The sequence below is a fragment of the Mycobacterium sp. AMU20-3851 genome, assembly GCF_043974665.1.
In the GTDB taxonomy this organism is placed as follows: domain Bacteria; phylum Actinomycetota; class Actinomycetes; order Mycobacteriales; family Mycobacteriaceae; genus Mycobacterium.
This window is the reverse complement of sequence record NZ_CP146371.1, coordinates 2202238-2216176: the sequence shown is the minus strand read 5'-3', so window position 1 is coordinate 2216176 and position 13939 is coordinate 2202238. Positions and strand designations below refer to the sequence as shown.

Genomic DNA, 13939 nt, shown 5'->3' with positions numbered 1-13939 from the left:
GAAGACGAAAGCGCGTCCGAGGCATGCGCACTCGGACGCGCTTCGTCTCAGCGCTTACTTGACCTCGTACATCCAGATGAGGGTCGTGGTGAGCTCACCCTGCGGGGTCCACTCGTACTCGCGCGCCACGCCCTGTCCCTTGTAGTTGCGGACGAACTCCAACAGGGCCGGCCGGGTGATCGCACCCGAGTCGATGCCCTTGAGCAGGATCGTGCCCAGGTCGTAGCCCTCGGTGCTGTAGGTGCCGGGCTCGGTGTCGAACTTGGCCCGGTACTCCTCGGCGAAGTCCCCGGTCGCCGGACCGCACGGGCAGGCCAGCAGCGCGCCCTCCGACGAAGCGCCCGCCTGCTTGACGAACTCGTTGTCCTTGCTGCCGTCGGCGCTGACGAAGACGCCCTCGAAGCCACCGTCCTTGAGCTGCTGCACCAGCGGAGCCGCCTCGGCGTAGTAGCCGGCGAAGAACACCGACTCCGGCGCGGCGCCCTTGATCTGGGTGACGGCGGCGGAGAAGTCCTTGTCACCCTTCTTCACCGAGATGTTGCATGCCGGATCGGCGACCGGGCCGAGCGTGTCACGCACCGCGGTGGCCAGGCCCAGGCCGTAGTCCGTGCTGTCGTCCACGACGCAGATCTTCTTGTGCCCCAACGTGTTCTTCAGGTAGTTGGCGACCGAGGGTCCCTGCACACCGTCATTTGCCAGGCCGCGGAAGAAGGTCTTCCAGCCGTTCTCCGACAAGGTCACGTTGGTGGCCGACGCCGTGGTGGCGACCAGGCCCGCCTGGTCGAAAACGCCACCGGTGGCCTTGGTCTCGCCGGAGAAGGCGGGGCCGATCAGGCCGATCGTGTACTGGTCCTCGACGATCCGCGGGGCGATGTTGGAGGCCTTCTGCGGGTCGCCCTCGGTGTCGAACGGCTTGAGCTGCACCTGGCATCCCGGGTTCGCCTCATTGTGCTGGTCGATGGCCAGCTGGATGCCGTTCTTGATGTTGATGCCGAGCGCCGCGTCCGGGCCGTTGAGCGCACCGGCCATCGCGATGGACACCGGCGGGCAGGTGGCCTTGCCGTCACCGGCCGGGTCGGCGGGGGTGGCACCCTCGGCGGGTTTGACCTCGGCGCCGTTCTCGTCGATCTGCACCTTCTCCACGATCGAGAGATTCGTCTGTGACGCCTCTTCTTCGGGCGTGCTCTGGTTGCAGCCCGCAATCGTCAGAGCCATCAGGCCCGCGCTTCCGAGAGCAAATGCCTTGCGTGCCACGTGACCGCGCACGTCTCACCTCCGGTTCCTTGTCCAGGTCGGCATCTCGAACCGGTCGGGACGGCCGGGGCGGGGATGCTTCGCGGAGAAAACCATAACCAACCCATCGCCGCATCGCGTGCTGTTGGACCACGCGTTGCGCAGATCGATCAGGCCAGCCGGTCAAACGCCGGATCCGGAAACGAAGTTGTAACCCGCCATAGTGGCCGGAGCGGCTATTTCTCCGCGCTGGAGGCGTCTCCGGCCGGTGCGTCGAGGGTCTCCAGCACCACCTCGGCAACCCGCCTCATGGTGGTGCGCCGGTCCATCGCGGCACGCTGAATCCACTTGAACGCCTCGGGTTCGGTCATCCCCTGGTTCGCCTGCAGCAAACCCTTCGCACGCTCGACCAGCTTGCGTGTCTCCAGGCGATCGGACAGATTCGCGACCTCGCCTTCCAGGGCCGCGATCTCACCGAACCGGCTGACCGCCACCTCGATGGCCGGGATCAGATCGGTGATCGAGAACGGTTTGACCAGGTAGGCCATCGCGCCGGCATCGCGGGCCCGCTCGACCAGCTCACGCTGGGAGAACGCGGTCAGGATGACGATCGGGGCGATGCGTTTGGAGGCGATCTCCGAGGCCGCATCGATGCCGTCGCGCCGCGGCATCTTGACGTCCATGATCACCAGATCGGGCTTCAGGCTCTCGGCCAGATCGACGGCCTCCTGACCGTCCCCGGCCTGTCCGACGACCTCATACCCTTCTTCGCGCAGCATCTCGGCCAGGTCCAGTCGGATGAGCGCCTCGTCTTCGGCGATGAGCACGCGGCGGGGTGCGGGGGCCTCTGTCATCCCGACATTGTCGCGCGATTGGCGACTGAGGGCGAGCCTGGGGTTATCTCGTGCCTGCCGGTGAGAGGCCGTGCAGGCATCCACTATGGTGGTAGACCGCGACCGAGTCGCAGCCACGCCCTCGTATCCCAACTGGCAGAGGAAACGGATTCAAAACCCGTGCAGTGTGAGTTCGAATCTCACCGAGGGCACCACGCGAGTGAATCCTCGCAGGTCGAGGACACGTTCGGCGCTGAGGTGGCCGGACGGCAGGACGGTCCACCGCGCTATCTCGGTCACCCGTAGGCGGGGTAACGGTTCTCCCAGAACACCAGTTGCTCGGCGCGATGTCCTTGCGTGATTCCGGTCTCGGGGCCGAGCAGCATTGTCGCCCCGGAGGTGCCGGCATAACGTTCCCACGGCTGTCCGCCGCGGATGAACTCAAGCCACCGGTCCTGAACCGCATCCGACATCCGGCGCGCCGCCTCGTCGTCGCCGGCGAGGGAGGTCGCCGCGTGCAGATTGCCGAAGACCAGGGGCAGGCACGTGTCGTGGCAGGCGCCCAGCCCGGCGCGCGGCGAAGGCCATTGCAGTTCGTAACGGAACACCGGGTTGCCACGCTCGGCATGCGCCCGGACGAACTGCTCGGTCGGCGCAGTGAAGTGGTAGTCGGTGACCATCGCACTGGCGGTATCCCGAAGGTTCTTCTGCTCGGCGCGGTACGCCGCCACCGCAGTGTCCGCGACGTCTCCGTCGGCCAGCAGTGTGCGCGCCCGCTCCCGCACGTACTGCTCGGTGAAGACCTCCTCGCCCAGCGCCGCGTCGAATATCCGCCACTCGTCACGCGTGGTGCCGGCGAGAACGGGCACCGGCGTCATCGCGCGGGTCCGGGCGGCCACCAGCGGATGCTCCTCGATGACGTCGCCATCGATGCACGGATGGAACGGGCCCTGCGGTGGCACGAACCCGGGATCGATTCGACGTTGTGCGGCAAGAATGTCCTCGACGGGTGGCTCGTCGGTCCCGAAAAGATCGACCAGTTGCGCGGCGACGGCAGCGGCGGCCTGTCGTGAACGCACGCGTTCCAGCCCACCGCTCTGCAGGATCACCCGATCGAAGAGGCGGCATCCTGCGGCCAGCATCGCCGATATCGCGACCGCCCCGGAGGACTGACCCGCCACCGTGATCGAGCTCGGGTCGCCGCCGAAAGCGCCGATCTCCTGGCGCACCCAGCCCAGCGCGTGGCGCTGGTCGCGCAGCGTCAGATTGGTGGCGCCCACCCCGAGCCGGTCCGGCGCGTACAGCGTGCCCAGCACGCCGAGCCGGAAGTTCACCGTCACCACCACGATGTCACCGCGGCCGGCGAGCCGCGCGCCGTCCAGGAGCGGAGCAGATCCGTGTCCCTGCGCCTGTCCGCCGCCGTGCAGGAACACCAGCACGGGGCGACGGTTGTCGTCGGCCGCGGGCGTCCAGATGTTGAGTGTGAGACAGTCCTCGCTCATGGTGAGGCCGCGCTTGGCGAGCCGCTCGGCCGAGATGTCCTGCGGTGCGATCGGACCGAACGCCGTCGCGTCCCGCACGCCTGTCCAACTCGGCGCGGGCTGCGTTGGGCGCCAACGCCGCTCGCCAGTCGGCGGCGCCGCATACCGCACGCCGCGGAAGGCGACGACGTCTGCCGCCGGGTCCCCGCGCAACGCACCGTACGAGGTGTGCGCGATGGCGGTCACGGGCGCTCTGACAAAGGGGAAGTCAGCGGATGGGCTGCCGCCATCTCACCGTCGAGCACGCGGGCCATGAAGTCGCGGCCCTTGAAGCTCACCACCTCGACGCGGAGCCCGCTGCTGGGGTCGCGCAGGAACGCAACTCCGGCACCCGTGCGCTCCAACTCCCAACCGTCGCCCTGCAACCTCGCGACATCATCACGCCAGCGCTGCGCGTAATAGCCGAGGTGATGCATGCCGCCCAACGCCGGTTCGGCGAAGATCGAGTCAGCGGCCGCAACGACCTCGATCAGCTCAAGGTAGGGCGGGCCGGACGCGGAGAACGCAATGCGTACGGTCTGGTCGTCAGCGGAGCCGTCCGGACGGACGAAGCCGCTACGCATTTCGAACGGCGGCGCCCAGCTGATCTGCATGGCGTCGCCGAGGGTCCGCATCGCGGCCGAGAGATCGGGGACGAGATGGCCGATGTGATAGACGTTGTCGAAGGCCGACGCAGCGAGCGTCTGCAATGTCGGGTCCATGTCAGATCCTGTACCTGCGGCGGATGGCGTCGAAGCGTGCGTGCAGTTGTCCGGCCCGTTCCTCGGGCGTGACGCGCCGGGTATCGGCCGGCAGGACGGTGTCCAACTCCGCGACGTCGACGACCGCGGTGCTGACCTCGGGCAGCTGCCGGCTCCCGATGACGCGCATCGTGAGGTAGCCCGCACGGAAACCTTGCGTGTCGATCCAGTTGTGCACACCAGGGTCGTTGTGGGCCATCACCATTCGCACACGACCATCGGAGTCGACCGCGGACCTGCTCGGCGTGTGGCTCACCGGCCGGTACAGGTAATCCATGCTGTTCCAGAACGCTCCCATGTTGGTCAGCATCCAGAACTGCCCGTCGTCGGCGAACTCGAAGATCAACGCTTGGTCCGGACCGAGACGCCACGGCATCGTGACGATGAGCCGGCCGCGACGGGTATCGCGTTGCTCCGCCGCGCCGGCGAAACGCGCGCCGGGAAACACGTTCGGCTCGGGCTCGCCATACAACGCGCCGATCTGCAGCTCACGGTCCGGCCAGTCCGTCATCACCCCGGTGAGGAAGTCACCGGCCCACCGCATCGAGGCGATCAGATCCGGCGGCGTCGGCACGGGACGTGGCTCGTCCATGTCGATGCGCTCGATACTGAATTGCGCGGAGCGTTCCTCCCAGGAGTCGAACCCCTGACGCATGAACAGTTTTCGCGACCCTGGGGTGGTCGGCAGCCAGTTCGTCTCCCGTGGCGCACCACCGATGTGAAGTTCGAAGCTACCGTCGGGCTCGACCACCAGGTCGTCACCGGTGATGTTCGCCTCGGGGGTGTCACCGAAGGGCTCGTGCAGGTTCGGGTGGTCGGCGCCGTAGTAGACGTCCTTGTCGGGCCGCGGGCCCTGGACGGTGAAGTTGATGAAGCGAGCAGTACCCCGGTCTCCCGTGATCCGGTACGTCGACGCGCCGTCGATCCATGCCTGCAGATAGACGAAATCGGCATTGTCGCCGCCGAGTTTCCGGTTCGGCCCGCAGAAGGGGTGGATCATCGGATACCGGGTGTTTTTGGTCTCCAACGCGAGATCATAGGCCTGGCCGAGGTTCTGGGTCAGGTATCGGAACGCATCGGCGCGCTGCAGCGCGTTCGCCGGCGAAGTGTCCTTGAACGCGAGATCTCCGGCGGCCTTCAGCCGGTCACAGAAGTCATGCCACGCCGCGCGCAGGGTCTCGTCGTGGTCGGTGTCACCGAAGGCCATCAGTGCCTCGTCTCGATGTCGATGCCGAAGCGCTCGCGATATGCGGCGAATTCGTCGTGCAGTTGCGCCACCGGCACCGGCAGGACATCGGTGGAATAGGTGAACTTGCCGTACCGGTCGCTGCGGTTGGTGGCGAGGTAGGTGCGCATGGCCTTCTCGGCGTCCGCGGTGAACGGCACGCCGGCGAAGTCGTAGAAACCACTGATCGTGGCGACCGGGTCGGTGACGAAGTCGCGGTAACGGACGTGGTGGATGCGCGCATCGTCGACAAGCGGGTCGGTCAAATAGGAGTGGAAGTTGACCCGCGACCCCTCGTAGGTGGCCTTGGCGTATTGCGTCCAATCCAGCGTCCCGGCGAGACATTCGTTGATCTGCCCGAAGGCCACGATCTGGGAGGCGAGGACCTGCACGGGTTCGCGGTGCACCCAGACGATACGGGCGTCGGGATAGGTGTCGAACAGCGCACGCAGTCGACGACCGTGAAAACCTTTGAGCACCCACCGTTTCGGCGTCCGGGCATACTGGATGTGTTGCAGCGTCATCCGATGCAGGGCGTACTGGGCGTGGTGATCCTGCGGAAAGTTCTGGATCGTGAGCGGTACCCGCCACCACGCACTCGGGTTCATCGCACGGAAGTCGAAGGCCCAGGTGCGCTCACACTCGGGCAGTCCGTCGCCGAGCAGATCGTTGTAGGGATGGCTGACGATCCACGGCGGGATGCGGTCGAGGATCTCGCGCCAGTCGCCGTCGGCCTGTGCGCGACGCGGATCGTCGGCGCGGGCAGGCCCGGGTGGCGGCGACGGGTACATCACCTCCCAGAACCGCAGGGCCCGCGAGTCCTCGTCCTCGGCAAGCAGCGCGTGCAGCAACGTCGTGCCCGATCGGGGCTCACCGGTGGCGAAGAGCGGGGCGGTGATTCGTTCTTCGGCGAGCGGCAGGCGGGTGCGGTCGGCCATGAAGCGCAGTCGGCTGATCAGCAGTCCGGTGATGGTGTGCGCCGCTGCCCGCGAACCTTCGTCGTGGAGGTCCGCGCTGTTGAGGCGGTCGACGACCAGCGCCACACGCGCGGAAAGGGTTTCATCACCGAAGTCCTCGAACCCCGCAGATGTGCGTGCCTCGGCGATGAGAATCTCGGCGTCCAAGAGTGTCATGTCCCGCTTCCTGTGAGCTGTGATAGGGCATCCTCGACCTCGCGGACCTTGCGCGCCGAAGACGTGGCGTAGTCCTGCCCGGCCATGCCGCTGTAGTCGAGCACGGCGACCACCCGGGCGCCGGCGTCGCCGAAGTCGGCGACCTGCGCCGCCACCTGCTTGGGCGTGCCGTGTGGGACGACCGACAGGATCGCGGCCGGTTCGAACTCCTCGAAGAGGGTCAGCAACCGGTCGCGGGTCAGCACGCGTGGGTCGATGTCCTGGATGCCGCGCCAGTCCGGCCCCATCGGATGACGGTGCCCAGCGGCTGCCAGGACCTCGGCCGTCAGCTGCAGCACCAGCGACTTCACCAGGGGGCGTTGCAGAATCTCGGCGAGTTCGTCGGGTTCCCCGATCAGGCAGACCACCATCTTCGCCGCCGTGATCGACTCCGGATCGCGCCCGGCCTGTTCGGCCGCCGCCCGGATGCATGTCAGCTGACGGGCATACGTCTCGGGTCCGGCGCTGCCCGTGGGCCACCAGCCGTCACCCAGTTCACCCACCAGTTGAAGCATGCGGGGGCCATCGGCGCCGATCCAGATCGGCGGTGCGCCGGTGCTGTGCAATTCTGCGTCCAGTCGCGCATGCTCCAGCGTGAAGAACCGTCCGGCGAAGTCGATCGGCCCCTCGGCGCTCCACAGCAACCGGATCAACCGGACCGCCTCGTCGAAACGGCTGACCGTGCGCCGGTGCTCGAAACCGTACGGGGCCAGGTTTTCTCGCTCGCCGGCGCCGAGACCCAGGATGAACCGGCCGTCGGAGATATGGCTGAGGGTCAGAGCCGACTGGGCCAGCATCACGGGGTGACGGCGAACGGTGTCGAGGACGCTCGTGGCCAGCCGGGTGCGTTGTGTGCGTGCCGCGACGGCTCCGGCCAGAGCAAGGGCGTCGAGATGGCGGTGCGGCGACGGCGAGGCCTTCGCGAGGTCGGTGAACTCGGGGGTCCAGATCGAGTCCGGCCAGAAACTCACCAGGTGGTCCGGCATCCAGATGGAGTGATATCGCGCGTCGTCGAGTGCGTCCAGCCTGCCGAGGTCCAGTGGCAGCGTGGTCTTCAGGAACGTGGCCAACTCCAGAGGCATGCAAGCCAAACTAGCGACGAAAAGCGTCTCCGTCCCCGTTTTGCTGTGCATCTGCACAGCACGATCTTCCGACTCCCCCGCGGAACCATCACAGCGACCGCTGTACTGTTTGCTGAACATCCGGTATCAGGCGCGCACGGCGCCCGGCAACGACCACGCCACGCAGCAGAAAGATCGGACGCGTCCGATGCCAAGGCCGCGAAAAACACATTCCGCTGCTGATATGCCGCATACCGACCCGACGTCCGCCGATCGGATGAACGCGAGAAAACCTCCGACCCATCGGCTGTGCTGTGGTAAGAAATCCTTACGACAACGTCAATAACTTCGCCAGATGGGTCCTGGCGAGCTTCGACTGCACACGGAGACAGCACTGCCAATGGGAGCCCATCACCGTCCCGGCCATGCCCGTAAGCGATCGGGATACCGGGGCCGCGGACGACATCGCGCCAAGACCCAACACACCTGGATGGTGCCCGTGACGGCCACCACCCTGTCGCTATCGCTGATGGCGCCGGTCACCGCGCATGCGAGCACGCTGATATCGATCGGCGCAACGGGGTCGTGGACCAACACCCCGGTGACCGGCCTGCAGCGATGGCCGGTCACCAACAATTTCGCCGACGATCCGGTGACCGCCACCGAGGTCGTGGAGTACCCCGCCTCGCTCGGGTTCGTCGGCATGTCCATGGAGGACTCGGTCCTCGAGGGCGCCGCCGCACTTCTGCAGGCCATCGGGTCGATATCCGGCAGGAAGATCGTTGCCTGTGAGAGTCAGGGCTGCCTGTCGGTCACCCAGCTGCTGATGCAGTTTGCGGCCGATCCCGGCATCGCTCCGGCCCGCGACGATCTGATCATCGTGATGATCGGCAACCCCGCCACCGCGGGCACCGGTGCGTCGTCCCAGAACGCCGGCGAGTACGAGCCGTTCTTCCGCATCACCTTCCCGGGCGCCACGCCCGAAACCCAGTACGAGACCGTCAATGTCACCCGGGAGTACGACTTCTTCGCCGATCGCCCGAGCACCGACCCGTCCGTGCTGGCGGTCCTGAACAACTTGGTGGCGTTCCTCGTCGTCCACCCGTTCTACGCCGATGTCGACATGGACGATCCGGACAACCTGATCAAGGTGGTGGGAAATACGACGTACGTCCTGATCCCGACCAAACAACTGCCGATGCTGCAGTCGCTCTACGATGCGGCCCGTGCCTGGCAGCGGCTGACCGGCCAGACGGACCTGCTCGAGGACGTGGAGGCGCTCGACGCACGACTGCGCGCCATCATCGACCGGGACTACGACCGCAGCGGCTATGTCCCCCAAGGCTCCCCGCAGGAGCCCGAGGACGCCGATGCCCCGGAGGCCGAGGACCAGACCACCGCCACGTCCGAGGACGCCGTGCCGGCGCAAACCATCGAGGACCAGTCCCGGCAAGTGGATTCCGAGTCGGCGAACTCGCCTGAGCCCGAACAGAACACGATCGACACCGAGGACGTAGACGCCGAATCGGCAGAGGACGAGACGTTGGCCGACGCCGAAGCCGAAACCAAGGACGAAGCCCAAGTCGAGGAATTGACCGAAGCCGAAGCCGAAGACGATGCCGCCGATCTTGCGAACGACAAGGACGAGCCGGACGACTCCGAGCCGGCCGGCACGCCGGCCCCGTCCGGTTCAGCGCCGGAGACGAATTCGACGTCCGACTCCGCGGGTGCCGAGTCCGGGAGCGGCGGCGCGGCTTCGATCTGACCTCACCGCGGCGGCCCCCAGACACGAAGCTGCCGCTGTGGGAATGTCCGAGTTCCCACAGCGGCAGTGCCTCGCCCCTACCGGCAGCTAGTCGTCGCTACCCGAGCCCGATCCGACCCCGGCGCTCTGGCGAGCCGGCGACCGTGACTCCTGGTTGCTCTCGCTGTCGGCCCGGACGGCCTTGCGCAGTCCACGTGGGGTGCGCGAGTTCAGCTCCTGACGGGCCTTCAGGCTCGGCCGGCTGGTCTCCCGCACCTCCGGGGAAGCGGTCTCCGTCGAGTCGGCGGCCGCGAGGTCGTGCTTGTCGGTGACCGACTTCTCCACCACGGTGCCGGCGTCCTCGGACCCCTCGGTGACCGTCTCGGTGACATCCGCCTCGGGCTGGGTGGCCGGTTCGGACACGACGTCCTCGGATTCGGTCACCTCGTCGGCCGGGACCTCGTCGGCGATCTCTTCGGTGACGTCCTCGACCGGAACCTCGACGGGAGCCTCCTCGGCGGGAACCTCTTCGACGACCGGCAGCTCCTCGACGACCTGCTCCTCGGTGACGACCTCGACGGCACTGTCCTGGACCTGCTGCACCGACTTCACATCTGCGACGGAATCCTTTGCATCAGTGACGGTTTCGAGCTCGGTGCCGACATCCTTGATGGCCTCGGCGGACCCATCGGTGACCGACTCCGCAGCCTCATCGGGCAGGGCCCCGGCAGCGGCCGTCCGAGCGCTGAGCGCGGTGGTGGTCGCGGTCTTCTTCTTGCCGAAGAGTCCACCGAACAGGTTGTTCAGGGCGCTGCTGAACGCGGTCGCCAGGTTCGGGAACACGTTGAACACTCCGCTGACGGCCTTCTGGATCGCCTTCATGAACGCGGCGACCGGGTTGCTGGTCCCGGCGCCCGCACCCGGCCCCTGGCCGGGGCCCGGGCCCGGGTTCTCCCCCGGATTGGTCAGCAGCTCGACCAGTTCCTTGATGATCTGCCCGACCGGCTTCATGGTGCCGTCCGGCCGGAAGATGCCGAAGTGGGCCTCGTTGTTGTTGGCCTCGCCGTTCAGCCAGTCCTTGATGGTGTAGAGGAACACCGGACCGGCACCGGCGATCGTCTGCCAGGTCTCGATCATGTCCTTGATGAACTCGGCCTGCTTGGCCTCGGTCATCACGTTGGTCGGCATGCCGTACTCGGTCATCCAGATCTTGATCTGCTCCTGGCCCGGCTGCAGTGCCGCATCCAGCAGCGCGCGGATCTTGTTGAGCTGCGTCAACGGCGCGTCCTGCCATGCGTTGCCCTGGGTCTGCGAGAACTTCCAGGTCATGTTGTACGAGTGGAAGGACAGCGCGTCGAAGTACCCGCTGGCGCCGGCTTCGAGCATCTTGCGGACGAAGTCCACCGGGTTCATGGTCAGACCGTTGATGCTCATCCCGGCACCCACGACGCCACCGACGACGGTGATCTCGGTGCCGAGTTGGGCCGCGGCCTGCTTCAGCGCGGTGTAGGTGACCTTGAGCATCTCGGTGTACGCGGTCGGGTTCAGCGAGTTCCAGAACTGGACCGAGTTGGGCTCGTTCCACACCTCGTAGGCCGAGATCTTGTCGCCGTAGCGCAGCGCCACCTTCTTGGCGAAGTCCGCGAACCGGTTGAAGTCCGTCGGGGTGCCGTTGATGGGCATGTTGGCGCTGGCCCACACCGGCGTCGAGTTCAGGACGCCGAGGATGCCGATGCCGCGCGACGCGGCGGCATTGACCACCAGGTCGAGCTGCTCCCACCGGATCCCGCCGAGCCCGAACGGGGTGTCCGGGTGCAGTGGCTGCATGTTGGCCCACGGCACCAGGATGCGGATGTTGGTCACGCCGAGTGACTGCATGAGGTCGAGGCGCTCGTTGATCTCTTCGAGGCTGCCGGCCCAGTACATGTCGGAGTCGGAGATGCCGATGGTCGACGGTGCCTCGTCGATTTGCGCGACCTGCATCACGTTGTATGACCGCTGTTTGGTCAGCGGCAAGACCTGTTGGCTTGCTGTAGCCGCGAAAAGTGATGCAGCTATCAAAGCGATCACTCCTCGGATGGCAACGTGACGGATCGGCTTACGCATCTGATCCCACATGGCGACTCCCGTTCTTACAGGCGCAAGTTCGGACCTTGACCTCGCGCTGAGCAAGAAATTAACCCATGCGGTAGCAAATTGCGAAACTTTCGAATAAGTCCAGTTTGGAGGCATTTTGTTACGCGCTATTACCTATTTCTAGCAAACTCGCGACAGGGGGTGTCGTAATCAAATCGAGACATCGGCGCGCGAAGCTGGCAAAGAATTTTCGGAACAAGATCGAGGCGCGCCCGAGATGCAACTGTGACCTGTTTCACATTGGTTTGCTGGTCGGAGGCCGTTTATCGCCCCGAAGCGACCGTTCGGCGATGCAGCCGCCGGTCGTTGGCGAATATTGACGACAACGTTAGCTAATATCCCGCCGTGTCCCCCGATTGGCGGACATTGCGCATCCGTCAATTTCTGGAGAAACATCGCCCACCCTCCGCGCAGATCAGCCCGATCGGGCCCTTTTGGTCAACCGACCGGGAGTACGCTCCGAAGGTGGCTGTCACGGGGCCTCGCGGGTGCCTTCCCGACCTTCCAGAAGGCCGTCTGGGCTATGAAGATGCGGCGAGCAGACGCCGCGCGACGCTGACGATCAGCACCCGGATCGCCGCCACCATCGTGGCGGCGTACGGCCTCGCCGAGATGATCCTGATACCGCAGGCGACCCACATCTGGCTGGTAAACCTGGGGACGGCCGCCGTTTTCACCGCCATCCCGTTGCTGTACCGCTTCGGCTCGCTGGTGGCCGCCACGGTTTTCGTGACGTTGGCGTACGCCTTCACCGCGTACGCGTGCAGCCAACTCGGCACCGACACCGGGTTGCAGTTCTACTTCTTCGTCGGGGCGGCGCTGATCATCCTCGTGATCGGCAGCGACCATCTGGCCATCGCGTCGGCAATGGCCGCGTCGGGCGCCGCTCTCGCGATCGCCCTGGAATGGCTCGTCGTCCCGAACACCGGGGTCTTTTCCGCCGCCCAGATGCAGGTCAGTTTCGCCGTCACGGTGGCCTCAGCAAGCGTGATGATGCTCATCGTGGTCGGGTCGGCGATGCTCCGGATCGACCGCGCCGAGAATGCGCTGAGGCTGGAGTTCGCGAAATCGGAGGCCCTGTTGTCGAATATCCTCCCGGGCACCATCGCCACCCGGCTCAAGGACCGCGACGACACGATCATCGCCGACGGGTACGAGGATGCCTCGATCCTGTTCGCCGATATCGCCGGATACACCAAGCGCGCCAGCGATACCGACCCGGCCGAACTGGTGTTGTTCCTCAACCGCCTGTACACCGATTTCGACGCCCTGGTCGACCGGCACGGTTTGGAGAAGATCAAGACCAGCGGCGATTCCTACATGGTGGTCAGCGGCGTCCCACAGCCCCGGCCCGATCACCTGGAGTCACTGGCCTGTCTGGCCCTGGACATGGCGGCCGCGGTCGACGGTCTGCGCGATCAGCAGGGTCGCGCGGTGCCGTTGCGGATCGGAATCGCCGCCGGCCCGGTGGTGGCCGGGGTGGTCGGCTCGCGCAAGTTCTTCTATGACGTTTGGGGTGACGCGGTCAATGTGGCCTCCCGGATGGAGAGCACCGACGTGGAGGGGCGCATTCAGGTGCCCCAGGACGTCTATGACCGCATCAACGCCAGTTATGTGTTCGAAGAGCGCGGCGAGGTGGACGTGAAGGGCAAGGGGCCGATGCACACCTGGTACCTCGTGGGCCGCCGCCCCGCGACCGCGAACGGTCGCGGGCCCTCCGCACCCGCCGCCCGCACCGACGGGATCACACCTTGTGGTTCTCGGCCCTGATCAACCAGGCCAGCTTCTCCAGACCCTCGATCAGCTGGTGCAGGATGTCCGCGGTGGTGGGATCCTCGGCATCCACCCCGTCGTGCACGGCACGCAGAGTGTCCACCGCGGCATGGATACGGGCGCTGATCAAGTCGACGACCTCGGCGGTATTGCGTTCGTAGGGCGGGAACTGCGGCAGCGTGGTGGTGGCCGCCACGGTGTCGGTCCGGCCGTCCGCGGGTGCCTGTAGCGCCCGCATCCGCTCGGCGATGGTGTCGCTGCCTTCGCGCGCGAAGTCGACCAACTCGTCGAGTTGCAGATGCAGGTCGCGGAAGTTGGTGCCCACCACGTTCCAGTGCGCCTGCTTACCCTGCAGATGCAGTTCGATCAGTTCGACCAGAACCTGCTGCAGACTTGCCCGCAGCTCGGGCGATGCCTGGAAGCCTTGGATGTCGGAATCGGTGCGTCGGGTGCTCGGTGAAGTGGTCATGCACGGTCCAAC

General features: G+C 66.2%; 11 protein-coding genes and 1 tRNA gene. 3 read left to right on the top strand and 9 right to left on the bottom strand.

Annotated features, from left to right (window positions below):
• Window positions 1–54: 54 nt before the first annotated feature.
• Both V4U86_RS10640 and V4U86_RS10635 read right to left on the bottom strand, forming a co-directional pair.
• Complete coding sequence (locus V4U86_RS10640) at window positions 55–1266, bottom strand: branched-chain amino acid ABC transporter substrate-binding protein (RefSeq protein WP_395311191.1); 1212 nt, start codon at window positions 1264–1266, stop codon at window positions 55–57.
• 203 nt (window positions 1267–1469) lie between these two features.
• A complete protein-coding gene (locus V4U86_RS10635) occupies window positions 1470–2087 on the bottom strand; it encodes an ANTAR domain-containing response regulator (RefSeq protein ID WP_395311190.1) in 618 nt (205 codons plus the stop codon).
• Window positions 2088–2204: 117 nt separating this feature from the next.
• On the opposite strand from V4U86_RS10635, the gene V4U86_RS10630 reads away from it, so the two are divergent.
• Window positions 2205–2281 (top strand) — tRNA-Leu (locus V4U86_RS10630).
• Window positions 2282–2362: 81 nt separating this feature from the next.
• Here V4U86_RS10630 and V4U86_RS10625 read toward each other — a convergent pair.
• The 5 genes from V4U86_RS10625 to V4U86_RS10605 are packed head-to-tail and all read right to left on the bottom strand — an operon-like array spanning window position 2363 to window position 7826.
• A complete protein-coding gene (locus tag V4U86_RS10625) occupies window positions 2363–3793 on the bottom strand; it encodes a carboxylesterase/lipase family protein (protein ID WP_395311189.1) in 1431 nt (476 codons plus the stop codon).
• Window positions 3790–4308: a VOC family protein gene (locus V4U86_RS10620; protein WP_395311188.1), complete on the bottom strand. Its 519-nt coding sequence runs from the start codon at window positions 4306–4308 to the stop codon at window positions 3790–3792. Before V4U86_RS10620 ends, V4U86_RS10625 begins: the two co-directional genes overlap by 4 nt.
• A 1-nt stretch (window position 4309) precedes the next feature.
• On the bottom strand, window positions 4310–5554 hold the full coding sequence (locus tag V4U86_RS10615) for a DUF1214 domain-containing protein (RefSeq protein WP_395311187.1): 1245 nt from the start codon (window positions 5552–5554) through the stop codon (window positions 4310–4312).
• Window positions 5554–6705 carry a sulfotransferase family protein gene (locus tag V4U86_RS10610; protein WP_395311186.1) on the bottom strand — a complete coding sequence of 384 codons (1152 nt, stop codon included), beginning with the start codon at window positions 6703–6705 and terminating at the stop codon, window positions 5554–5556. Before V4U86_RS10610 ends, V4U86_RS10615 begins: the two co-directional genes overlap by 1 nt.
• Window positions 6702–7826: an LLM class flavin-dependent oxidoreductase gene (locus V4U86_RS10605; RefSeq protein WP_395311185.1), complete on the bottom strand. Its 1125-nt coding sequence runs from the start codon at window positions 7824–7826 to the stop codon at window positions 6702–6704. Before V4U86_RS10605 ends, V4U86_RS10610 begins: the two co-directional genes overlap by 4 nt.
• A gap of 478 nt (window positions 7827–8304) precedes the next feature.
• On the opposite strand from V4U86_RS10605, the gene V4U86_RS10600 reads away from it, so the two are divergent.
• On the top strand, window positions 8305–9570 hold the full coding sequence (locus tag V4U86_RS10600) for a PE-PPE domain-containing protein (RefSeq protein ID WP_395311184.1): 1266 nt from the start codon (window positions 8305–8307) through the stop codon (window positions 9568–9570).
• Window positions 9571–9657: 87 nt separating this feature from the next.
• Here V4U86_RS10600 and V4U86_RS10595 read toward each other — a convergent pair whose 3' ends face one another.
• Complete coding sequence (locus V4U86_RS10595; RefSeq protein WP_395311183.1) at window positions 9658–11532, bottom strand: cellulase family glycosylhydrolase; 1875 nt, start codon at window positions 11530–11532, stop codon at window positions 9658–9660.
• 618 nt (window positions 11533–12150) lie between these two features.
• Between V4U86_RS10595 and V4U86_RS10590 the strand changes: the two genes are divergently transcribed.
• The gene (locus tag V4U86_RS10590) at window positions 12151–13455 is read left to right on the top strand and encodes an adenylate/guanylate cyclase domain-containing protein (protein ID WP_395311182.1); all 1305 of its coding nucleotides are present in this window, start codon (window positions 12151–12153) and stop codon (window positions 13453–13455) included.
• On the opposite strand, the gene V4U86_RS10585 is transcribed toward V4U86_RS10590, so the two are convergent.
• Entirely contained in the window at window positions 13430–13927 is a 498-nt protein-coding gene (locus tag V4U86_RS10585; RefSeq protein WP_395311181.1) for a Dps family protein, read from the bottom strand. The genes V4U86_RS10590 and V4U86_RS10585 overlap by 26 nt on opposite strands.
• Window positions 13928–13939 lie beyond the last annotated feature (12 nt).